Annotated in this window: 22 protein-coding genes and 1 tRNA gene; 11 read left to right on the forward strand and 12 right to left on the reverse strand. The window is 34.7% G+C overall.

What is annotated here, in order from left to right:
- Window positions 1-21 precede the first annotated feature (21 nt).
- Window positions 22-1719 (reverse strand): UvrD-helicase domain-containing protein, encoded by a 1698-nt coding sequence (locus CQA62_RS00270; protein WP_104723535.1) that lies wholly within the window; start codon window positions 1717-1719, stop codon window positions 22-24.
- A 151-nt stretch (window positions 1720-1870) separates the two neighbouring features.
- Here CQA62_RS00270 and tupA point away from each other — a divergent pair, with 151 nt between their 5' ends.
- Window positions 1871-2677 (forward strand): tungstate ABC transporter substrate-binding protein TupA, encoded by an 807-nt coding sequence (tupA, locus tag CQA62_RS00275; RefSeq protein WP_104723538.1) that lies wholly within the window; start codon window positions 1871-1873, stop codon window positions 2675-2677.
- On the forward strand, window positions 2667-3575 hold the full coding sequence (locus tag CQA62_RS00280) for an asparaginase (protein WP_158653670.1): 909 nt from the start codon (window positions 2667-2669) through the stop codon (window positions 3573-3575). Before tupA ends, CQA62_RS00280 begins: the two co-directional genes overlap by 11 nt.
- Before the next feature lie 8 nt (window positions 3576-3583).
- Here the strand turns inward: CQA62_RS00280 and CQA62_RS00285 are convergent, their stop codons facing one another.
- From CQA62_RS00285 to nusA, 7 genes are all read right to left on the reverse strand, one after another.
- On the reverse strand, window positions 3584-4690 hold the full coding sequence (locus tag CQA62_RS00285; protein ID WP_104723542.1) for a DegT/DnrJ/EryC1/StrS family aminotransferase: 1107 nt from the start codon (window positions 4688-4690) through the stop codon (window positions 3584-3586).
- 36 nt (window positions 4691-4726) lie between these two features.
- Entirely contained in the window at window positions 4727-5887 is a 1161-nt protein-coding gene (locus CQA62_RS00290; protein WP_115585087.1) for a hypothetical protein, read from the reverse strand.
- Between the two features lie 73 nt (window positions 5888-5960).
- Window positions 5961-7067: a hypothetical protein gene (locus tag CQA62_RS00295; RefSeq protein ID WP_104723546.1), complete on the reverse strand. Its 1107-nt coding sequence runs from the start codon at window positions 7065-7067 to the stop codon at window positions 5961-5963.
- Between the two features lie 167 nt (window positions 7068-7234).
- Window positions 7235-8872: a chaperonin GroEL gene (gene groL / locus CQA62_RS00300; protein ID WP_104723550.1), complete on the reverse strand. Its 1638-nt coding sequence runs from the start codon at window positions 8870-8872 to the stop codon at window positions 7235-7237.
- Window positions 8873-8882: 10 nt separating this feature from the next.
- A complete protein-coding gene (gene groES / locus CQA62_RS00305) occupies window positions 8883-9143 on the reverse strand; it encodes a co-chaperone GroES (protein ID WP_104723554.1) in 261 nt (86 codons plus the stop codon).
- 460 nt (window positions 9144-9603) lie between these two features.
- Window positions 9604-11256 carry a phosphoethanolamine transferase gene (locus tag CQA62_RS00310; RefSeq protein WP_104723556.1) on the reverse strand — a complete coding sequence of 551 codons (1653 nt, stop codon included), beginning with the start codon at window positions 11254-11256 and terminating at the stop codon, window positions 9604-9606.
- A 1-nt stretch (window position 11257) separates the two neighbouring features.
- A complete protein-coding gene (nusA, locus tag CQA62_RS00315) occupies window positions 11258-12388 on the reverse strand; it encodes a transcription termination factor NusA (protein WP_104723559.1) in 1131 nt (376 codons plus the stop codon).
- Window positions 12389-12521: 133 nt separating this feature from the next.
- Here nusA and CQA62_RS00320 point away from each other — a divergent pair, with 133 nt between their 5' ends.
- From CQA62_RS00320 to CQA62_RS00350, 7 genes are all read left to right on the forward strand, one after another.
- Window positions 12522-12761, forward strand: a complete 240-nt coding sequence (locus CQA62_RS00320; protein WP_104723562.1) for an HP0268 family nuclease — start codon at window positions 12522-12524, stop codon at window positions 12759-12761.
- A gap of 47 nt (window positions 12762-12808) precedes the next feature.
- A complete protein-coding gene (gene miaB, locus CQA62_RS00325; protein ID WP_233704132.1) occupies window positions 12809-14083 on the forward strand; it encodes a tRNA (N6-isopentenyl adenosine(37)-C2)-methylthiotransferase MiaB in 1275 nt (424 codons plus the stop codon).
- Window positions 14080-14748, forward strand: a complete 669-nt coding sequence (locus CQA62_RS00330; RefSeq protein ID WP_104723568.1) for a lysophospholipid acyltransferase family protein — start codon at window positions 14080-14082, stop codon at window positions 14746-14748. The genes miaB and CQA62_RS00330 overlap by 4 nt, the downstream gene beginning before the upstream one ends.
- Window positions 14749-14796: 48 nt before the next feature.
- Window positions 14797-15792: a hypothetical protein gene (locus tag CQA62_RS00335; protein WP_147288242.1), complete on the forward strand. Its 996-nt coding sequence runs from the start codon at window positions 14797-14799 to the stop codon at window positions 15790-15792.
- On the forward strand, window positions 15789-16316 hold the full coding sequence (locus tag CQA62_RS00340; protein WP_104723574.1) for a PilN domain-containing protein: 528 nt from the start codon (window positions 15789-15791) through the stop codon (window positions 16314-16316). The genes CQA62_RS00335 and CQA62_RS00340 overlap by 4 nt, the downstream gene beginning before the upstream one ends.
- The gene (locus CQA62_RS00345; protein ID WP_115585089.1) at window positions 16306-16845 is read left to right on the forward strand and encodes a hypothetical protein; all 540 of its coding nucleotides are present in this window, start codon (window positions 16306-16308) and stop codon (window positions 16843-16845) included. The genes CQA62_RS00340 and CQA62_RS00345 overlap by 11 nt, the downstream gene beginning before the upstream one ends.
- A gap of 93 nt (window positions 16846-16938) precedes the next feature.
- Complete coding sequence (locus CQA62_RS00350) at window positions 16939-18288, forward strand: major outer membrane protein (protein ID WP_104723580.1); 1350 nt, start codon at window positions 16939-16941, stop codon at window positions 18286-18288.
- Window positions 18289-18324: 36 nt separating this feature from the next.
- Here CQA62_RS00350 and CQA62_RS00355 read toward each other — a convergent pair whose 3' ends face one another.
- From CQA62_RS00355 to fabD, 4 genes are read right to left on the reverse strand one after another with little or no spacing between them, the layout of a single operon-like run.
- Window positions 18325-18759: a prepilin-type N-terminal cleavage/methylation domain-containing protein gene (locus CQA62_RS00355; protein ID WP_104723583.1), complete on the reverse strand. Its 435-nt coding sequence runs from the start codon at window positions 18757-18759 to the stop codon at window positions 18325-18327.
- Entirely contained in the window at window positions 18725-19156 is a 432-nt protein-coding gene (locus CQA62_RS00360) for a type II secretion system protein (protein ID WP_104723585.1), read from the reverse strand. The genes CQA62_RS00355 and CQA62_RS00360 overlap by 35 nt, the downstream gene beginning before the upstream one ends.
- A gap of 21 nt (window positions 19157-19177) precedes the next feature.
- The gene (locus CQA62_RS00365) at window positions 19178-19867 is read right to left on the reverse strand and encodes a 5'-methylthioadenosine/adenosylhomocysteine nucleosidase (RefSeq protein WP_104723587.1); all 690 of its coding nucleotides are present in this window, start codon (window positions 19865-19867) and stop codon (window positions 19178-19180) included.
- Window positions 19868-19876: 9 nt separating this feature from the next.
- Window positions 19877-20803 (reverse strand): ACP S-malonyltransferase, encoded by a 927-nt coding sequence (fabD, locus tag CQA62_RS00370; RefSeq protein ID WP_104723589.1) that lies wholly within the window; start codon window positions 20801-20803, stop codon window positions 19877-19879.
- A 114-nt stretch (window positions 20804-20917) separates the two neighbouring features.
- Here fabD and CQA62_RS00375 point away from each other — a divergent pair.
- Both CQA62_RS00375 and CQA62_RS00380 read left to right on the forward strand, forming a co-directional pair.
- Window positions 20918-21008 (forward strand) — tRNA-Ser (locus CQA62_RS00375).
- 94 nt (window positions 21009-21102) lie between these two features.
- Window positions 21103-21936, forward strand: a complete 834-nt coding sequence (locus CQA62_RS00380; protein ID WP_126498358.1) for a peptidylprolyl isomerase — start codon at window positions 21103-21105, stop codon at window positions 21934-21936.
- Window positions 21937-21938: the final 2 nt, after the last annotated feature.

Here is a 21938-nt window from a genome sequence, read left to right on the forward strand (position 1 = left end):
GATCAAAGAATTCTAGCGATTTTAGAAATATTTTTTCCACCCTTGCCCATATTCTCTATATCTTTCCTTTGTATTTAAAACAATCAAACATTCCGTAGCTCTTGTAATAGCAACATAAGTTTCAAAATCATTTTTTTGATCTTCTTTCCCATCGCTAATATAAATTACCACTCCATTTTCTAGCCCCTTAAAACTATGCAAAGTGAGAATTTTAAGATTCTCATCTTTTTGCATAAAGCCTTCTTTACTTTGAGCATCAAAATAAGTTTTCACCCCAATATTTTCACTCTCTAAAAATTCTTTAAGTTCTAAGCCACTTTTACTTGTAAGAACCAAAACAACAATATTTTTATTCTTATAACCTCTCTTCATCAGATATTGATAAGCACTTAAAAAACTCTGTTTAATTTCTTGTGTGTTTTTCCAAAATAAATCCACACTCTTAAAAAGTCGCTTAATTGGACCTGTTTTTTGAATATTTTCACATTTAATGGGTATACCAAAATTTCGATCTGGGTGAGCTTGCAAAAAGTCTTTTAAAAAGAGTTCAAAAAAGCGATTGGATTCTTCAATAACTTCAGGGAATTTTCTTTGGCGTATATTATCTTTGAGGATTCCCCAAACTCCTTTAAATTTGTATCCACACCCTGCCATACTCTCATTAATCCAAGAAATCTCTCGATTATAAATATTTTGCTTATCATCAGCTACAAGCAAGACCTCATCATTCTCACTCAAAAATTTCAAAAGAAAATCAAACCACTCCTTTTTAAAATCCTGTGCCTCATCAATCAAAATTGCATCATATTTTCTTGATTTTGCATTCTCTCCCTGTGATAAAAGTGTATTTGCACAAAGGAGCATATTTTTCTCATATTGCTCAAATCCTCTCCCATTCTCAACCTTTGCACCATTTTCATCTATAAAGAGCTTTAAAAACTCGTGAAAGTAATGACACTCAATGAGATTCCAATCAAACTCTTCTTGACTTCTGGCAATATTTTCTTTGATATAGGATTTGAGCGTTTTGTTAAAACAAAGGATCAGTACTCTTTTTTGATTTGAAGCAATACTTGCTGCCTTTTGTGTAATCACTATAGTTTTTCCTGCTCCCGCCACACCCTTTACTCTTCGCCAAGAATTTGGAGTGTGAGTAATAAGCGTTTTTTGCTGTTGAGTAAGTTTGAGTCTTTCTCCCTCTTCTTTTTTATGTAGAGGAACAATCAAAATATTGCGAACTTTTTTCTCATCAATCTCCTCATAACTTTTAGCTTGTAAAATATGCTCTTTAATGGTTTTAAAATTATCAAAACCAAAAAATTTCACTCCTTTTACTTGAAAAAAGCTCTCTATATCTTGAGATTTTGCATTATGAAAATATCCAATAGTTGTAATAGGAATACTCTCAAATAAATTCTTACACACAAAAACGTATCGCTCAATCTGACTTGCAGGGTTAATGATTTGAATCACGCTATCTTTTTCACGCTTGAAAAAAGCATTCTCTTTCTTAAAAAATCTATCAAGCTTCCAATCTTTGACCTCAATGATAAAAATCCCTTGCTCTTTGTGGAACAAAATCATATCTGGACGATTTCCTTGCAAATTGGGTTGAATATAAAGATCATATTCTAAAGGCAAGGTTTGGTTTAAAAAATTAAAAATAAATTCTTCTCCCTCTGTGAGAGAATAAGAAGTATTGTGATATATAAATCTCAAGACCTGCCCTTAAACTTAACAAAATAAATTAAGTCATTATAGAAAAAAATAAACATTTTCATTCCAAAAATACTTTTATTGACTCTTAAATAAGGTTTTTTAATATAAGATAACATCTTGTTATTTTTAATCTCAATATAAAGGAAACAAAATGCTAAAGAAAATCTTTTTAGCAGGTGCATTTTTTACGAGCTTTGCACTAGCTCAAACACTTCAAATGGCTACAACAACAAGTACAGATAATACAGGATTGCTTGATGTTCTTGCTCCAAAGTTCCAAAAGGATACGGGGATTGAACTCAAATGGGTAAGTGTGGGAACAGGAAATGCACTCAAACTTGGGCAAAACTGTGATGTAAGCGTTTTACTTGTACATTCTCCAAAGGTGGAAGAAAAATACGTTGCTGATGGTTATGGAGTGGATAGAAAAGCTGTGATGTATAATGATTTTGTCATTATTGGTGATGAGAGCTATCTTAAAGATCTTCAAGGAAAAAGTCTTAAAGATGCTTTTACTTACATCAAAGAACATAAGATTTCATTTATTTCAAGAGGGGATAAAAGTGGAACTCATAACAAAGAGATTGGAATTTGGAAAAGCTTAGAAGGTGGTGTTCCAAGCAAAGAAGATGCATGGTATAAAGAGAGTGGACAAGGGATGTTAGCAACAATTAATATTGCAAATGAACAAAAAGCAATTACCCTTACAGATCGTGGAACTTTTATCAAATATCAGAGTGCTCTTAAGGGTAAAAAAGGGCTTGTAATCCTTATCCAAGGTGATGACGCACTTAAAAACTTTTATTCTGTAATGGCGGTTAATCCTAAGAAATGCAAAAATACTGATTATCAAGGTGCTTTAGCATTTATCAACTGGATTACTGGAAAAAATGGACAAGAAGCAATCAAAAATTTTAAACTCAATGACAAAGAACTCTTCACCCCAAATGCCCAATAAGATTCTCCTCCTATGCACTGGGGGGACAATCGCTGGAATGACTAAAGAAAAAACAACCTCATCGGTTTATCAGGCCGGAGAACTCTCCGGTGCTTCGCTCCTTGAAACTCTTCCTATTCAAGATGATCATTTACAGATACAAGAAATTGCACAAATTGATAGTGTAGATATGAATTTTTCTATCTGGCAAAAGCTCTATAAAGCAATTCATGAAAGTGCAGATGTCAAAGGGATTGTCATCACGCATGGGACAGATTCTATGGAAGAGAGTGTATTTTTCTTTTCTGTGGTCTTAAAACCAAAAGTACCCATAGTATTTGTAGGGGCAATGCGGCCTAGTAATGCCATAGGAAGTGATGGTGGAAAAAATCTTTGCAATGCCCTAGCTCTAGCTAATCAAGCTCAAGCGGGTGTATATATGATCAATAATGATTATGTCTTTGATCATTATGTGCAAAAATCTCATACACACAATCTTAATGCCTTCTCCTCCTTCTCTCCCTTAGGCTATATTTTAGATGGGAATTATTTCCCCAGTTTTGAACCAAAAGAGAGAATGCATCTGCCTATGCCCCACACTCTCCCCAAGGTAGAATGTATCTATACTTATGCAGGAATTGAGGACTTTGCTTTAAGTGAAGGTGTCAAGGGTGTAGTGCTTATTGGAAGTGGAGCAGGAAGTATCCCTAACAAACTTATAAAAAAACTCCAAGAGCTTGAAAAAAATGGTATTTCCTTGGTTGTCTCTACACGTGTAGCTTATGGAAGAGTGATTGCAGATCGTTTTATTCCCTCTTACTCTCTTACTCCTCCCAAAGCTAGAATCTTACTAGCCCTCTGCCTTGCTCATTCTAAAAGTAAAGCAGAGATAAAAAAATTCTTTGAAATGTGGGGGTAAGAATACCCTTAAGAATAAAACTCCTTAATCCTCCTAACCACCTCTGCTTGCTCATCTTCTGTGATAAATGCACTCATTGGAATTGAAAGGATATGCTTACTCACTTCTTCGCTGATAGGAAAATCTCCTTGTTTATAGCCCAAAGACGCAAAAGCTTCTTGGAGATGCAAGGGCTTTGGATAATGAATGGCTGTAGGGATAGAGTGGGATGTTAAATATTCTCTAAGAGCATCACGTTCTTTGACATAAAGAGAGTATTGAGCAAATACACTTAAATTATGTGGCTTGATATAAGGAGTCTTAAGCCATTGATCCAAGCCCTCAGAGATCAAAGATTGTGTATAAATTTTGGCTACTTTTTGGCGTTTTGCAATCTCTTCTTTAAAGTATTTAAGCTTTACACATAAAATTGATGCCTGAAGAGAATCCATTCTTGCATTCATCCCAATGGATTGATGCATATAACGTTTGACTTGACCATGTGAGAGCAGAGAACGGATTTTTTTCTCCATCTCCTTACTCTGGACAAATATCGCTCCTCCATCACCATAGGCTCCCAAGGGTTTGCTAGGAAAAAAACTCGTGATTGCAAAAGGGGTGAGTGAACAAGAATACCTACCCTTATAAAGTGCTCCAAAACTCTGTGCTCCATCCTCAATCACGCTCAAATTATATTGTTGGGCAATGGAGTTAATCTCATCAATTTCACACACTTGCCCATAGAGGCTAACGGGTAAAATTGCCTTGGTTTTTGAAGTGATTTTCTCTTCAATTAAAGAGGGGTTAATGTTATAAGTGTTGGGACAAATATCTACAAATACTACTTTTGCACCTAAAAATGTGGCAGCCTCTGCTGTGGCAATAAAAGTAAAAGGTGTAGTAATCACCTCATCTCCAACTCCAATTCCCAAAGCCATTAACGCAAGTATTATTGCATCTGTTCCACTTGAACATGCAACAACATAAGGCACATGAGCAAACTCTCCGAGTCCCTTTTCAAGACGAGCGATACTCTCTCCTCCAATATAACTTGAAGTATTTAAAACTTTTTGAATTTCTTGATGAATCTCATCTTTGTAGAGCTGATATTGAGCTTGAAGATTTGTAAAGTCCATAATATTACCTTACTCCCTTTCACCCCCTAGAAGGGATTAAAAAGAAAATTTTGTAAAAGCAATAGCGCGATCAAAAGAATTTTCTCTTACATATCCTCCACCAATAGAAAACTTGGTATAACGATTATTAATAAGATTAACTTGAGCCACTGCTGAAATCTCTTTATAATCCAAACCTGAATAAAGTACATCAAGTTCAAAATATTTATGTGTAAGTCCTACAAATGCATACCACACATCATTTCCAGCTGCAAAATAATTACTTCCAACCCCAAAAGTACTTCCATAAAATCTTGTCCGATCGCTTGGATGATAGATTCCTGTATTATTTCCCACAGAATAATAACCCCCACCAAACTTGAAGAGATCAGCAAGTACAAATTCTTGATCTATCCACCATAAATAAGTGCTTTGTGTTGCATTTTGATACATTCCTCTAAGTGTTGTATCTGAAGAAAAATTTCTTCCGCCAAAGATAAACTCTAATTTACCTCCAGCCTGAAGAAGATCATTTCCATCTTGGAGCAAATAAGTTGCATAAGGATCAATATAAATCATATCATCAATATTGATATCAACCCCTGTTGAGAAATAATGCGAATCCCCTAATCCATTTTTACTATATTGATGAAATCCCATTAAATTATTCCCTATTCTTCCGGGATTTCTTGAACCAAAGTCCATTGTTTCATAAGAGTAGATTCCCCACCAATTGACATACCTACTTTCCAATCTAAAGCTTAAACCTTCATTAAGACCTGAGAACCAATCTACGCCATTAGCATACTTTCCATCTTTGCCATCAAAGAAAGCACTGAGATCATAACGACCTCCAATAATTGAAAAATAGCGTGTATCTACTCTTAAAAATGCATCAGAAAGCCAGTTATACCACTTAATATCACCAGCCTTTGTAAAATATCCATTTTGTATTAAATCTTTAAAATCTCCACTAGGAGAAATAGCATAAGGTAATCCACCTGCAACACCAAAACCGAGACTTACAGGACCCATACCTACTTCAAATCCTACTCTACCTGTTGCACCACCAAACCGAGGTTTATTCCCATCTCCTAGCTTGTCAAGGCCAAAACTATATCCACTTCCAATGTGACCAAATGCTTCAAAAGTAGCTGCTTGAGAGCTAGCCACCAAGGTACTAATCAGTGCAATTGAGCCTAAAAATCTTTTTTTCATTTTTTCTCCTTTTAATGGTATAAATTATGCTCATTCTATTAGAAATTATAAAATCGTCTGCAAACAAAAATCTTTAATAAAAAAACTGCACATAGGTTCTCATTCCATATTGATCTCCTTGGATTTGAGGAAACTTATTAGCTCCTGATACCATAGTAAGATCAAGACCAAGTTTAAGGTTTTTAATGGGATAATAACCCGTTTGTGCTTCAAAACCAATGATCGTTCCTCCTTGTGTTGAGATACTTGTCCTTAGGGAAGTTTTAAGCGAAATATCATATTTGAAATTCAATTTTCCAAAAGCATAAAGTGTGATCATATTTCCCTCAAAAATTCCTGTCGTATTGATAAAATCTGTGTTTTGTCCAAATACATCAATATCCTTAACTCCATAACTTGAAACTGCCATCATTCCCCCACCAGCCTCAAATCTATTGCGTGTATCCTTCCAGATTAAATCTGACCAATACATCACACTATCTCCCCTAAACTTCCTATTATGATAAGCTACATAAAAAAGTAATGTCGCTCTTGCCTCAAGATTCCCACTTATTGTAGGAAAATAAAAATTCATACTTCCCTTAGCTGCTGATGCCCAAAACAAATCTGCAACACTATAAATATAAGGAGTCACAACTACTGTGGTATTGGGGATTTTAAAATTACCACTTACCCAAAGCCCTCCTAGCCAATTTTCTGCACCATGAAACATCTGCACTTTGTAATATTCAATTGTTGCAGCACGATTAATCCAAGTAATCTCATAGTCAATATCTTGAGTGGGTGCATGATAAAAACTGGCTCCCTGCACATAATTTTTAATCCAATCTCTCGTATAAGAAAACCTTCCTGCATCAAAACCAAAATTCAGACGATTATTAAAAAATCTAATTCCTAGCTCTGGAAACTCAAGCCAAGTTTTATTCTCTCTCCATCCTCGATTCATCTCATAAAGTTTTGGATTAAGCCAACCTGATATATAAAATTTATATCCATAAAAATTTCCACTTTCATAAGCAAGTGATGCACTCAAATCCAAATATGTTCCATCCCCCACAAAATCAGCATCTATAAGTGAGCCTACATGCCCTTTGGCTTTTCCTGCTCTAAAAGCTTCTCCAATCTCCGAGGAGTAAAGAAAGGTTGACAATAACAAGACTAAAAATAGTCGAAGAATCAAAACTTTTCCTTTTTAGAATACAACTTAGATGTATTCGATCTAAGCAATTTCTAGTCCAATTCTATTTTTTAAAGAAAAATCGAGATTTCTAAAAAGTTTGCTTATAGAAAATTAAAGGAAAAATTGTAAAGATTTTTTAGAAGAAAAAGAAGTGAGGGGGGGGGGGATTACATCATCCCTCCCATACCACCCATACCGCCCATTGCACTCATATCAGGCATTGCAGGTTTATCTTCTTTAACATCATTAATTGTTGCTTCAGTTGTAAGAAGCAGACTTGATACACTTACAGCATTTTGTAATGCTACTCTAGCTACTTTAAGTGGGTCAATAATCCCAGCTTTAAACATATCCACATACTCTCCATTGCTAGCATTAAATCCAAATGTATCTTCTTTTGCACTCTCAACATTATTAACAACTACACCTGCATCATATCCAGCATTTTCTGCAATTTGCTTCATTGGTGCTTTAATTGCTCTGAGAATAATTTCATATCCAATTTGCTCATCACCCTTGAGTGAAAGAGAAACTTTTTGAGCTGCACGGATAAGTGCCGCACCACCACCAATAACAATTCCTTCTTCAACAGCTGCTTTTGTTGCACTTAGAGCATCATCAACTCGATCTTTTTTCTCTTTCATCTCTACTTCACTTGCTGCACCTACTTTAATTACTGCAACACCACCACTAAGTTTTGCAAGACGCTCTTGAAGTTTTTCTTTATCATACTCACTTGTTGTACTCTCAATTTGAGTTCTAATTTGTGCAACACGATCCTTAACCTCTTGAGCATTTCCCTTTCCATCTACAATTGTTGTATTGTCTTTATCAATGACAATTCTTCCAGCTTGTCCAAGATCCTCAATGCTTGCAGACTCTAAAGTTTTTCCAAGCTCTTCACTAATCACTTGCCCACCTGTAAGGATTGCGATATCTTTGAGCATTTCCTTTCTTCTATCGCCAAATCCAGGAGCCTTTACTGCTGCAACATTAAGCACGCCTCTAAGCTTATTAACAACCAAAGTTGTTAGTGCTTCACCCTCAATATCTTCAGCAATGATCAATAATGGCTTACCGCTCTTCATTGTCGATTCAAGCAAAGGAAGAATATCTTTCATAGAAGTGATTTTCTTATCTGTAAGAAGAATAAAAGGATTATCAAGTTGTGTATTCATCTTCTCACTATTTGTTACAAAATAAGGAGAAAGGTACCCTCTATCAAATTGCATTCCCTCTACTACGCTAAGTTCATCATTAATCCCCTTAGCTTCCTCAACTGTAATTACCCCATCTTTTCCTACTTTTTCCATTGCCTCAGCAATCAAAGCACCGATTTTCTCATCAGAATTTGCAGAAATTGTCGCAACTTGAGCAATCTCTTCTTTTCCACCTACTTTCTTGCTTCCCTTTTTGAGTTCCTCAATAATTGCTTCACTTGCCTTATCCATTCCACGTTTAACTTCTACTGGATTTGCGCCGGCTGTCACATTTCTTAATCCCTCTTTAAAAATACTGTATGCCAAAACAGTTGCAGTTGTTGTTCCATCACCTGCCGCATCTGCAGTCTTACTTGCTACTTCTTTTACAAGTTGAGCACCCATATTCGCAATAGGATCAGCAAGCTCTACTTCTTTTGCTACACTTACACCATCTTTTGTAATTGCTGGAGCACCATAACTTTTTTGGATTAAAACATTTCGACCTCTTGGCCCCATTGTAACTTTAACTGCATCACTTAATTGTTTTACACCTTCATAAAGTTTATTTCTTGCGCTATCTGAAAAATTAATCTCTTTTGCCATTTTTTACTCCTTATTTAATTATTCCTAATACATCTTCAATATCTAAAACAATATATTCTTTTCCATCAAGTTTGATTTCATCACCCTTATATTTTCCAAATACAACAATTTCACCTACTGAAACCTCATTGCATCCATCACTGATTGCGATAACTTTTGCACTGAGTGGTTTTTCTTTTGCATTATCAGGAATAATAATCCCAGAGCTTGTCTTTGTATCTTCTTCAAGTCTCTCAACTAAGATTCGTTTTCCCAGTGGTTTAAAATTCATTTCAAAACTCCTTTATTTGAAAATAGCACTTAAAATCTTTAAGTGCCATAATTCTATAATTTTTTTGATTTACTTTCAATACAATATTATTAATACTATAAAGATTATTTAGTCATATACACTAAAGAATATTTAGCTAATCTATAATATCTTTCTTATTTTATTTGTTGTTATACCGAATTTTGTATCGATTCTTAAAGTTTTATCTTATTTATAATTTATGCAGAAACTGATAAAACACTCTATAATTGATTACTTGATTTTATAAATATTTTATTAATCTTATTCCAACCCTTTGTTTTAAAGAATTAAAAGACAAGTTTAATCTCTTGATAAAAGACTGGGTGATGTAAATGTATTTTCTAGGGAATACTTATAGACTTAAGCACACATTAGAGACAATAGATCTTGAGATAGCCATCAATTTGTAGCATATAGAATTTATTTAAAAGTTCCTCACTCAATATCTACTCTTTTGCCCCTTTAACTCCTTATCATAATCACTTCCCCTACTTCCACCCACAATTCTTTTTCTTTTATCATCAAACTTTTCATGGATCACGCTTCTTGTAGGATCAAACTCTGGGGTTTTTATTCCTGCAATATCTAAAATCATATGAATCAAATCATCACTCATAAAGGGGCGATGAATTGAAGATTTAAGTCTTTTATAAAGTTCTGGATGCTTTTGGATAAACAAATCAGATACATAAATAAGCATAGGGATTTCACAAGTAAAGCGTGTAATTCTATTTTCTCCATGTCCAATAAAATCATCAATCTCATAAATTTCTTCCCCATGATCAGAAAGATAAATCACAATTGAATCACTTTGAGAAAATCTCTTAAAAATTTCATTTAGGATATTGTCATTGTAAAGCATAGCATTATCATAAAGAGCGATTTTTCTTTTTTTCTCATTAAACTTTACCGATTTAAAGATTCCAAACCCTACAGGATAGCGATCTGCATAGGCATTATGTACTCCGATAAGATGAATGGTTAAAAATTGTTTATGCGTCCCCCTCTCTTTAAGTATTTGATCAATATAGGGCAAAAGTGCTCCATCGTGAAATTGTTTATATGCTGAAACAAATAAACTCTGGTCACAAATCGATGCAAGCATTCCTGCTGGAGTAATATACAAAGCGGGTTCTTGATTAGAGAGCCAATAAGTTTTATAACCCACAGTTTTAAAAAATGAAATAAGCGTAGCTCTTTGATACCAAGGGCCCTGCGCTTCATTTTCATAATTTGCAAGAGTAAAAATCTTTGGAATAGAAAGGCTAGTTTGAGCATGAGGGGAAATAACATCATCAAAAACTAAAAGATTTTTTGTTTTTTCTAAAACAGTCATATAGGGACTTGTAGGTTTTGTATAACCATAGAGTTGCATATGCCCTCTTTGTGCAGACTCTCCTAGCAATAAAACAATATTTTGGATGGGATTTTCTTGAAGTTGTGCTTTTAGATTTTGCTTAAGTGATTTAAGTTGAAAATCAAATTCTTGCTTAGTTTTCTCTTTTGTCTCAAAAGTATAGGCCATATTCATTCCTATTCTTATTGGCTCAAAATATGCAAGATTTTGATGTGTATAGTAGGGACTCATAGTAAATAAGAGTTTATGACACTCCACGATCCAATTAATTATTCCCACAAATGAAAAAACTGCAAATACAATATAAATCTTTTTCCCCACAAAAGAAAAGGAGATCTTATAGTACAAAAAACTTGCACTCAAAAAAAGGACAATCGCCAGAAGTGTTTTTGCATTTAAATAAAGCCCTAAAAATTCCCAGCTCTCTTGCAGAGTTGTTTCAAAAAGTGCATAACACATAGGAATGCTTAGATTTGAAGAAAAATTGATATAACAAAACAAATCTATAACAAAGCAAATAAGAGAGACAATGATAAAAAGTTTCAATACTTTTTTCCCAAACCAAGGGGGAGTATGGGAGAGAGCAAACACAATAAAAGCAAGCATAGAAAAGCCTAAAAAAGCATTTCTAATATCAATAAACCCCACTATTTCGGCATTAAAACCAAAAAAATAAGCAAATGAATAAATTAAAGAAAGATAAATAAATCCTTTTAAAAAAAGACTTTTCTCCACACTAATCCTTGAATAATGATTCTAGTGCATCAAGTCCTGTCTTTTTCCCACTTTCCTCACCTCCATTTTCTTGAACCTCAAAAAGATCACTTACTCCAACTTCTTTAATCTCAATCTCATATCCTGTAAGCATTGAAGCGAGTCGAATATTTACCCCTCCTCGTCCAATTGCTTTAGATTTTTGATCACTTGTAAGAGTCACAATGGCTTTCTTTTTTTCTTCATTTTCTTCATTAATCTTTACACTAATAATAGTCGCTGGAGAAAGAGATTTTGCAATAAACATCTCAGGATTTTCACAATATTCCACACAATCAATACTCTCTCCATGAAGCTCTTTGCTTACGGCATTAATTCTTACACCCTTTGTTCCAACAGTTGAACCAATAGGATCAATTCTTGGATTTTGCGTAGAAAGAGCAATTTTAGCTCGATCTCCTGGAATCCTTGCACATTTTTCAATCACCACTTCCCCATCTTTAATCTCTGGCACTTCAAGTGCTAAGAGTTCCATAAGAAATTTTGGAGTAGTTCTAGAGAGTTCAATCTTCATTTCTCCCCCCTTACCAAAACGCAAACCCTTAAGAATGCAATAAATTGTATCTCCAACTTTAAATCTCTCCCCTTTAATGCGATTTTTCATACTCAAAACCCCACGCAACTCTTCAATCTCTACATAGGTATTTTCTTCATCATCTACTCTTACAACCTGCCCACTTACAATTTTACCTATACGAGTGCGGAGCTTCTCATAAAGCTTATCTTCTAGAAGTTTTTGTAATCGCATCTCAAACATTTTAAAGAGTGCATTAATTGCACTTCGACTCATATTCTCCAAGCTGATTTCATAATTTAACTCATCGCCTACACTTGCTTCAGCATTAAGGGCTTTTGCCTCTGAGAGTGGTATATGTGTCGCTGAAATCTGTTCTCCATCAGGGCAAATACTTAGTGTTTGAAATAATTTAAGTGTTCGCTCTTTCTCATCGACAACAACACTAAAATTTGCATCTTCACTGAGTTCTTCTTGTGCAATTTTGATTAAACATTCTTTAATAATCTCAGTAACAATAGAGTTTTCTAAACCCTTTTCATAGGAAATAACCTCAACAATATCTAGTATTTTTTCCATTTCTTTCCTTTCTTTTCTGCAAAAACTTATGGATTCTTTGAGAGATTGAAGTTTTGGATGATTATAGCAATACTTTTAAACTCTAAAGAGTATAATATAGGTTTTCAATCTCAAAAACCCTAAGGATATTTTTATGGATTTTAAACTTGCTAAATCAACACTTGATAGCAAAAGTGCAAAAATTTCACTCAAGCAAATTGAGGAAGAATGTGCAAAAGAGGGAAAAATTTATTATTTCTCTAATGAAAATGCACATAAAGATTTACTCAAAATCATAGGAGCTTTTAACACTCAAGGTCGAAATGCATACTTGCACGAAACAAAATACGGGCTTGATGAAAAAGAATATATCTATGAACTCCATATCATTTAATGCCAATGAGTGAAAAGAAGCTCTATATAGAAACTATGGGCTGTGCGATGAATAATCGTGACAGCGACCACCTCATCGCCGAACTTAAAGAAAAAGAAGGCTACACTCTTACAAATAACCCAAAGGAAGCAGATCTTATCTTAATCAACACTTGCTCCGTAAGAGAAAAGCCCGAAAGAAAGCTTTTTTCTGAAATCGGTCAATTCAATACGATCAAAAAACCCAATGCAAAAATTGGTGTATGTGGTTGTACAGCTAGTCATCTTGGAGAACAAATCATTAAAAAAGCTCCCAGTGTTAATTTTGTACTAGGTGCAAGAAATATTAGCAAAATCACCCAAGTTATTCATCAAGATAAGGCTGTAGAAGTTGCAACAGACTTTGATGACAGTACCTATATGTTTTCTAAAAATAGTAATCCTGACATTAAAGCTCTATTGAATATTTCCATAGGCTGTGATAAAAAATGCTCTTATTGTATTGTGCCCCATACAAGAGGAAAAGAGATCTCAATCCCCACTGCCATGCTTTTAGACGAAGCTAAACGCCTTGTAAGCAATGGGGTTAAGGAGATCTTACTTTTAGGACAAAATGTTAATAACTATGGAGCAAGATTTTCTACCCCTCACAAACAAACCAATTTCACTCAACTCCTTAGAGAACTCAGTGAAATTCAAGGGCTTGAGCGTATTAGATTTACTTCTCCACACCCCTTACATATGAATGATGAGTTTTTAGAAGAGTTTGCAAGTAATCCAAAGATTTGCAAAAGTATTCACATTCCTCTTCAAAGCGGATCTACAAAGGTCTTAGCGGATATGAAAAGAGGGTATACCAAAGAGTGGTATCTCAATCGTATACAAAAACTTCGCTCTCTTGTGCCAGAGGTGGGGATTAGCACAGACATTATTGTGGCATTCCCCACAGAGAGGGACGAGGATTTTGAGGACACAATGGATGTGCTGGAACAAGTGCGATTTGACACACTTTATAGCTTTATCTATTCTCCTCGCCCACACACTACTGCACAAAATCTACCCAATTGTATCAGCAAAGAAGCAGCCTCAGCACGTCTTACAAAACTGCAAAATCGTCATAAAGAGATTCTAAGAGAAAAAGGTGCGGATGAAATTGGCAAAGAGCATTGGGTGCTGGTAGAAAATTATCGAGATGATGAGGGAGAGAAGTGGAGTGAAGGAAGAAGTGACAGCAACCGTTTGATTAAAATTCCCAACATTATTCTTCCTTTAGGTTCAATCATCAAGGTCAAGATTGCTTCTCATGACGGAGGAAGTTTGAGTGGAGAAATCCTTGCAAAATGAGCAAGAAAATTAAAGTCTTTTTACTCACCTCTATCTTTCCTTACATAATGTATGTATATTTACGCTTTGTTTCTTGGAGCAGTAAGCATCATTTTTTTATTGCTCAAGATTCTTTGCAGGGAAATTTTATTGCCACATTTTGGCATGGAGAAATTCCTATGCAAGGCCATCTTTACCATCATATTCTTAAAACAAGAGGAAAAGAAATTGATTTAGACAATATGCGCTATGGCACAATTATTAGTGAGCACACTGATGGAGAATTTGCAGCCAAGCTCTATGCTCTTTATGGTTTTAAGGGAATTAGAGGTTCAAGCTCAAGAGGTGGAGCAAAAGCGCTTGTTAATGCCTTAGGAAAACTCAAAGAAAAATGGGATATTGGATTAACCCCTGATGGTCCAAGAGGACCCTATCACTCTATTGCCAATGGTGCAGTAGTTATGGCAACTAAGAGTCAAACAAAAATTGTAGGCTTTAGAGTAGAACCAAGCAAGTTTTGGCAACTTAAAAGTTGGGATAAAATGAAAATCCCTAAACCCTTTGGAGAAATCAAATACTATATCCTCCCTCCACTTTATTTAGATGAGAATGAAACTTTAGAAAATAACAAAGAAAAGTTAAAAAGATATCTAGAAGCAGATCCACAAGAATATTTTATGGAATAATTCTTGCTAACATATTGGCTAGATTAAAGTAAAAAATAAGGGCAAAAAGTGTTGAAAGGATTGTTGCAGTTTTTCTATTCTAAAGTTTTGATTGGATTAAATCTTGATTATGATAACTGCCAAGTGCATGTTATTCGTATCAAAAATAAATCAATCAAACAAAACATTAAAACAGACATTAAAACCATTGACAATATTTTTCCTGCAGAAACCCTAAAGCTTATTAAATATTACAAAAAGAAGTTTCCTTTTACCTATATTGGGATCTTTAGTAAAACCTACAATCAGGGAGCAATTCCGACAACAAAACCTAAAGAATTCATTAAATACGATGTCAATCTTCAAGGCTATAGCACAAAATCCTTTGATGGATCTTGGAGTGCATATATTAAAAATCAAGACTGTCTTAATGAAGTCTCACAAAATCCTGATTTAGGAGATATTGATCTAGTTTTTTCTCCCTTTATCTCAATTTATTTACAGAGCAAAAAAGAAGCAGGAAAAACCTCACTTTTTGTCTTGCAAGAAAAACAAAATATCAGTGTAGTCATTAGCAATGATCAACAAGTCTTCTTTGGTGGATTTTTTGAAATTCAAAATGATGCCATAGAAATGAATACTTCACCCAATAATCAAAATAATCCCTCACCCTCAAACTTCAATACCCTTGAAGACATTCTTAGCTCCTTGAATGAAAATATTGATGATGATATTGATAATTTTGATATTGAGATGCTCGAGGAGGAAGATAGTGAAGAATATCGCAAACAAGAGCAAAATCGCATTGAAGAACTCAAAGATTTTATGCGTGCAACAACCACTGTCAGTATACTTGAAAATGTGATTAGCAATTATTATACAAATCCAAACTTCCAAAGCACTTTTATTGATCAAATCATTATCTTGGATACCTATGGAATCACACCTGATGCAATTGGACATATTAAAGATTCTTTAATGATTGAAACTTTTGTGCGACCATTCTCTATTTCTGAAGCTATTACAACATTAATGTTAGAAGAAATCAAAAGGAAGAGCCTATGACTTTTAGTTTTACCACACCTACAGATAAACCTATCTTTTCTCCAATAACAAAATCATGGCTAGCATGTTTTTTTGCTTCATTTCTGATTGTTTTGATGGTTTTCTTTATATTAGGAGAGCAAACTCGTTCCATGATCAATCAAACAAATTCTATTGATGCAGAAATTGATCAACAAGGCATAGTCAAAGCCAATCTCCAATCCAAAATCCAATACCTTAACACCCAAATTCAACAAATCTCAAATATTAAACAAGAAAATTCTGCTTTGCTTGCAGGGCTTGAAAATCTTTTTAGACTCATCCCTGAACAAATCACGCTTGATACCATATCACTTGATAATGATAGTTTAACAATTAAGGGGATTACTCCTTCAAAAGAACTCTACCTTTTCTTACTTGAATCACCTCTAAAAGCAATTTTTAATGAAACTAGTGTGGATTTTTTTGTTCTCCCTAGCGGATGGTACAACTTTGTATCAATTAATAAAATTATCAAACCTCAAGGAAATAACAATGCCCAATAAAAGAGAAGAGCTTGCAGAATATATCATTAAAAATCTTTTATTTATGGTTGTTTTTCTTTTTGTTATTGCCTATGTTTTCTCTGGAATTATTCTCCCCAAAGTCAATATGTATAAAGACAAAAAAAATGATCTTCGCTACACTCAACTTGCTTATGCTAAAACTTTAGAGCAAAATAAACTGCTTAATCAAAAGATTGAAACAGATCAGCAAAACAATCAAAAGCTTCTCACTCTTCTTAAAAATCCTCCAGCAGTTACAAAGATTCATGCTCTTGCTCAAGAATTCTTTGAGGTAAACTCACTTAAACAAATTGAACGAAAAAAAGAAGAAATTTTTGTAGATAGAATCTTTAGGATGCAGGGCAAAATAAAAAATCCTCAAGACTTTTTTAACTTTACCAAAAAGCTTGAAATACTATATCCTAATATTACACTTATTCTACCCTTTGAAATGAAAAAGCAAAACCCTCTTGACAGTATTCTTGATCTGACATTTCACTTTAAAATTACACAAATTGACCAAACATAACATTTCTTGATTAATCTTTGGAAAAAATCGCTTATTTTTAATGTAATATTACATACAGGCTCAAATTGAGCGTTTAAAACTTAGGAGGAAGGAATGAAAATGACAAAAACTTCACTTGCAGCACTTGCGGCAATGGGAGCACTTACATGTGCAAATGCTGAAACTTCTCTAGAAGAAGCAATCAAGGGTACAACAATCAGTGGTTATGTTTATGGACAGCTTACATCAATGTTTGGTGATGATGCTAGCGGTTCAGCATTCAGATCAAGGGTATTTACCAATATCAAAACAGGGGGCGTTGGTGGTTTTAATATTGGATCAACAGCAATTGCTACAATAGGTGGGGGTGCTCCAGATGGTGGAGATTTTATCAGCAACTCAACACGTACCGGTAGTGTTGCCGATACACTTAATCTAGGACTACTCTCTCTTTATGGAAATATGAATTTTTCTGAATACGGAAGCAAAACGACTCTTATGGCTGGAAAAGTCAATATTCTCACTTCTTTTAACGATAATGTATGGGACTTTGGATATGGTGTCTATGTAAAGAATGAGGATATCGAAGGTGTTAAAATCTCTGCACAAGCTCTTGGTGCTTGGAGTTTAGACAATAATGATTTTATGAGTGGTGGAACGAGTGAAATCAACTCAAACAGTGGCTTATTTATTGCTGGTGTTGAGGCTGGTGGAGAGAAACTTGCTGGAGCATCTATTAAGTTTTATGCAGGACATGCAACAAAAACAATCGATTATATGCTTGCAACAGATTTGGCCTATACTATTTCTGGGATCACAATCCAAACTCAAGTAGCTGTAGCTGATGTGGATGTCAATAGCTACCATTTTGCCAAAATTGGTGCTTATAATGAAGATCTTTCTGCAAATCTTAGAGGACTTTATAACATTCAGCTTGCTTACACAAACAAAGATGTAGGATTCTCTGCAAAAGGTGGTTTTACAGGTAGCTTTGGAGATGGTTATGGTGCATTGTTGAATAATTCCTCATTTAATATGGGTGGACAATTCTGGTATGACACACTTTCAAGTGGAGCAAATGGATATGGTTTAGCAGGTGCTGGAGGGATGAAATATGCAACTGGGGAAGCCAATAGTGTTACCACTCATAGCACAGATATTATGGTGGGATATGTAGGCGTAGCTTATACTGGTGTAAAATCCCTTAAACTTGGACTTGACTATGCTTTTGTAGGTGGAAACAATAACTATGCATTGATGAAAAAAGGAAAAACAAATCCTGCAAATACTTCAAAAAAGAATCTTGATCCTAATGGTCATATCAATGCAACTTTCCACGAAGTTTCTTTCACAGCAAGCTATGGCTTCTTTGATAATAAACTCATGCTCTCAGGTCTTATTGGATCTACATTTGGCGACCTTCAAATGGCTAGAGCAAGAATGAAGGTTCAATATTCATTCTAATCCCTCTTGAGGGGTTACCCCTCATTGTGTTCAATTCTATTTTTTTAATTCTTTACCCCAAAAATCTCGACATATAGAGCTTGAAAGTGAGCAATAAATCTTTGGTTTATAAGAAAAATCCTGAGGAGAAAGTGTAAAAATAAGTTTTTTTCCATAGACAAAGGCAATAATTTGAGAGGGTTTGACTTGGAAATAGCATTGTGGATTCTTCTTTTGGGCAAGAGCATTAAGGATATTTTGAGGAGATTTAGGGGGTGAATGATTAAGAAGTGCTTCAGAATAAAGAAAAAAGAGCTCATCTTGAGCTTTAAGAAGTTTGGTTCTTAAGAGATATAAGCATTCTTTTTGGGATAGAGAGCTAACTTTGGGCATAGCCATAAAAACAAGGATTCCCAAAATCCCTATACATAATATTAATTCTAAAAGAGAAAAACCCTTAGTGAGTGATAAGAGGGATGATCTTACTCTCATAGGTTTTGTTGAGTTTCTCACATAAGGCTGAAGAAGGTAGAGACGTAATTTCTAATACCAAATCTTTTTGATTAGCAAATTCAAGAGAAATGCAATCATTATCATGGTCAATACTACCATTTTTGGCAAGCTTAATTTGATTGCCCACAGCAATCCATCGCGATTTATTCAAACCTGCAATTTGTATCATAGTATCTGCATTAATTGCATTGGCTGAAAGATTTTTAACAAACACCTCTCTTTGAATTGCACTGAGAGTTTGAGTAAGATCAGCCTGAATGCTTACTGCCTCAGCTTCACTACGAGTAGAGGAGAATTTAGGAATAGCAATAGAAGCCAAAATCCCCAAGATCACAATCACAAATACTAGCTCTAACATACTAAAAGCCCTTCTCACCCTCTCCTCCTTTTTAAGTAATTAAAATATTTTTGCCAACATTGCCTCCACAAAATCTGCACTGACTTGAGCACTATGCTCTAAAAACTCATCAAAGCTTATATCAGCCCCTCCATCTGCACTATCACTAATAGAGCGTAAAATACAAAAAGGTATTTTAAGCAAATGGCAAACATTTGCCACACTTGCCCCTTCCATCTCTACTGCATCAGCTTGAAAATTTTCAATCAACCACTTTTTCTTTTCACTACTTGCAATAAAGCTATCTCCACTCGCAATCACACCCTCCATTAAATCAATCCCTTTTTGTTGAGCAACCTCTTTTGCAATTTGGTTAAGAGAGTGGTCAGAATCAATATAAACACTGCTTTGCGGAATAAATCCAAGCGGATGCCCAAACGCTGTAATATCCACATCATATTGGCAAAGTTTTGAGGCAATAATCAAATCCCCCACCTTTAACTTAGGATTCAACCCTCCAGCAACACCACTAAAAATCAACTTCTCACAATTAAATTTTAAAATCATTGTACTTGCACTCAATGCAGAATGAACTTTTCCAATCTTACTGTATGCCAAGATTAATTCATTCCCATTATAAGGGATTTTATAAAAGGTATTTCCTCCAACCTCTTCTTGAGTGTAGTGAGGGAATTTCTTCAAAAATGGTGTAATCTCTTCACGCATTGCACCCAAAATTGCAATCTTCATCTTTTCTCCTTATTGTAATATTTGAATGGTTTCTTTAAGCGTTGTCACATCGCTCACACTATATGTTGGCTTATCACTCAATCTCTTATTAAGCCCTTTAAGCACTGAGCCATTCCCAAACTCAATAAATCCATCAATTTCACCTAAAATTTTTTGAATACTTTGTTTATACAGAACAGGCATCACAAGTTGTTGGGTAAGCAGTGTTTTAGCCTCAGGTTTTTGCGTATAGCTCTGAAGTGTAGCATTAGAAAGAATGGGATTAACAAATTCATCTTCAAGCAATTCCTCAAGCAAACTTTCAAACTCTGTATATATCTCTTCCAACATTGGACAATGACTTGCCACAGACATTGGCAACAATAGCGTTCTCTTGGCTCCCAAAGATTTAAGATCAGCTTCAATCAAACCAAGATCTGCTTTTTTTCCTGCAAGCACAACCTGCCCATCTGCATTATAATTTGCACACCATACACTTTTGCCCTCTTCTCTCACTTTAGTGCAAAATTCTTCAAGCACACCATCTTCTAAACCAACAACCACCATCATTCCAGCATCTTTACCCTCACATGCCTTTGCCATAAGCCCCCCTCTCTCATAGGTAAGCTTCAATGCATTCTCAAAGCTCATACCCTTAGCCATTGCCACTGCGCTCACCTCACCCAAAGAATGTCCTAGTGAAATATTGGGGAGTAAGGGGAATTCATTTTGCAAAATTGTATGAGCAATATAACTGACAAGAAAAATGCAAGGTTGGGTATATTGTGTGAGATTAAGCTTGTCATTTTCTTCAAAAAGTAGATATTTAAAATCAAATCCTAATGTATCACTGGCTTGTTCAATAAGTTCTTTAGCAATTGAAAAGTTATCATAAAAATCCTTTCCCATGCCTTTGCTTTGGCTACCTTGGCCAGGGAAAATAAAAGCATATTTCATTCTTTTATCCTTTTGTTTTGATTTTTTTTTGAGAGTTTAGCATAAAAAAATTTTTCTAAAAAATTAAGGTTTTTTTTAGAAAAATAAGATAAAATTGCTTTTTTACTTTAATTTGGACAGATGGGTGAGTTGGCTGAAACCACATCCCTGCTAAGGATGCGTAGCCGCAAGGTTACCGAGGGTTCGAATCCCTCTCTGTCCGCCACTAATTTATTTCTACTTTTTATATCATCTCCCCTAAATTAGACTTGCTTTGAGATTTTTAGATAAAATATAAAAAATATTTTTTGGAGAAAAAAGTGAGATGGATTAAATCTATATTAATATTGATGATGATTGTAGGCCTTAGGGCAGAAAATATTATCGATGGAATTGCTTTTAAGGTCAATAATGCCCCAGTCACTCTCTATGAACTCAAATCTCTGCAAAAAAGTAAAAATATCAGTGAAAAAGAAGCAAAAAAAGAACTTATTTTAAAGGTTATTAAAGCTCAAGAAGCCCAAAGACTGCAGATTGTTGCTGATGAGACAATGATTGATCAGCAAATCCAAGAGGCTGCAAGTATGAAAGGAATTAGTCGTGATGAATTTGTGGCTAATATGATTAGTAGTGGTTACTCTTATGAGGAACTCCGAGCCTTTTATAAAAACTATATTCAAGAGCAACTTCTCACTCAACGTATTCTTTCTACAAATCTAAAGATTGTTGATGAACAAGAGTTAAAAAAGTTTTATGACTCGCATCAAAAAGATTTTACCCTTCCCCAAGAAGTGGTTGTGATTCAATATGCATCAAATAATGAAAAGCTTCTTGCCCAAGCGATGAATAATCCTTTAATGCAGATTCGGGGAGTGGATAAAAGAGAAGATAGAATTTCCCTTTTAAGTATCAATCCTCAAATTGCACAACTTTTTGCAGATACACCCAAGGGAAAATTCACACAAATTCTTAATAATGGAGGTGCTGTTGTAGCCTTTTATGTTAAGGACAAGATTGGAAGCTCCCTACTTCCTTATGATCAAATCAAACCTATGATTATGCAAAAAGTTGTTTATGCTAGAAAAGACAAGATTTTACAAGAGTATTTTGAAAGATTGCTTGCAAGTGCAATCATTACAAATATAAGGGAATAAAG

It is taken from the genome of Helicobacter cholecystus, assembly GCF_003364215.1.
GTDB lineage: Bacteria > Campylobacterota > Campylobacteria > Campylobacterales > Helicobacteraceae > Helicobacter_G > Helicobacter_G cholecystus.

What these genes read in the sequence shown, in the direction of transcription:
- tupA (WP_104723538.1), top strand. Translation starts at nt 1,871, where the DNA reads ATGCTAAAGAAAATCTTTTTAGCAGGTGCATTTTTTACGAGCTTTGCA.
- CQA62_RS00280 (WP_158653670.1), top strand. Translation starts at nt 2,667, where the DNA reads ATGCCCAATAAGATTCTCCTCCTATGCACTGGGGGGACAATCGCTGGA.
- CQA62_RS00285 (WP_104723542.1), bottom strand. Translation starts at nt 4,690, where the DNA reads ATGGACTTTACAAATCTTCAAGCTCAATATCAGCTCTACAAAGATGAG.
- CQA62_RS00290 (WP_115585087.1), bottom strand. Translation starts at nt 5,887, where the DNA reads ATGAAAAAAAGATTTTTAGGCTCAATTGCACTGATTAGTACCTTGGTG.
- groL (WP_104723550.1), bottom strand. Translation starts at nt 8,872, where the DNA reads ATGGCAAAAGAGATTAATTTTTCAGATAGCGCAAGAAATAAACTTTAT.
- groES (WP_104723554.1), bottom strand. Translation starts at nt 9,143, where the DNA reads ATGAATTTTAAACCACTGGGAAAACGAATCTTAGTTGAGAGACTTGAA.
- nusA (WP_104723559.1), bottom strand. Translation starts at nt 12,388, where the DNA reads ATGGAAAAAATACTAGATATTGTTGAGGTTATTTCCTATGAAAAGGGT.
- CQA62_RS00320 (WP_104723562.1), top strand. Translation starts at nt 12,522, where the DNA reads ATGGATTTTAAACTTGCTAAATCAACACTTGATAGCAAAAGTGCAAAA.
- miaB (WP_233704132.1), top strand. Translation starts at nt 12,809, where the DNA reads ATGAATAATCGTGACAGCGACCACCTCATCGCCGAACTTAAAGAAAAA.
- CQA62_RS00330 (WP_104723568.1), top strand. Translation starts at nt 14,080, where the DNA reads ATGAGCAAGAAAATTAAAGTCTTTTTACTCACCTCTATCTTTCCTTAC.
- CQA62_RS00340 (WP_104723574.1), top strand. Translation starts at nt 15,789, where the DNA reads ATGACTTTTAGTTTTACCACACCTACAGATAAACCTATCTTTTCTCCA.
- CQA62_RS00345 (WP_115585089.1), top strand. Translation starts at nt 16,306, where the DNA reads ATGCCCAATAAAAGAGAAGAGCTTGCAGAATATATCATTAAAAATCTT.
- CQA62_RS00350 (WP_104723580.1), top strand. Translation starts at nt 16,939, where the DNA reads ATGAAAATGACAAAAACTTCACTTGCAGCACTTGCGGCAATGGGAGCA.
- CQA62_RS00355 (WP_104723583.1), bottom strand. Translation starts at nt 18,759, where the DNA reads ATGAGAGTAAGATCATCCCTCTTATCACTCACTAAGGGTTTTTCTCTT.
- CQA62_RS00365 (WP_104723587.1), bottom strand. Translation starts at nt 19,867, where the DNA reads ATGAAGATTGCAATTTTGGGTGCAATGCGTGAAGAGATTACACCATTT.
- fabD (WP_104723589.1), bottom strand. Translation starts at nt 20,803, where the DNA reads ATGAAATATGCTTTTATTTTCCCTGGCCAAGGTAGCCAAAGCAAAGGC.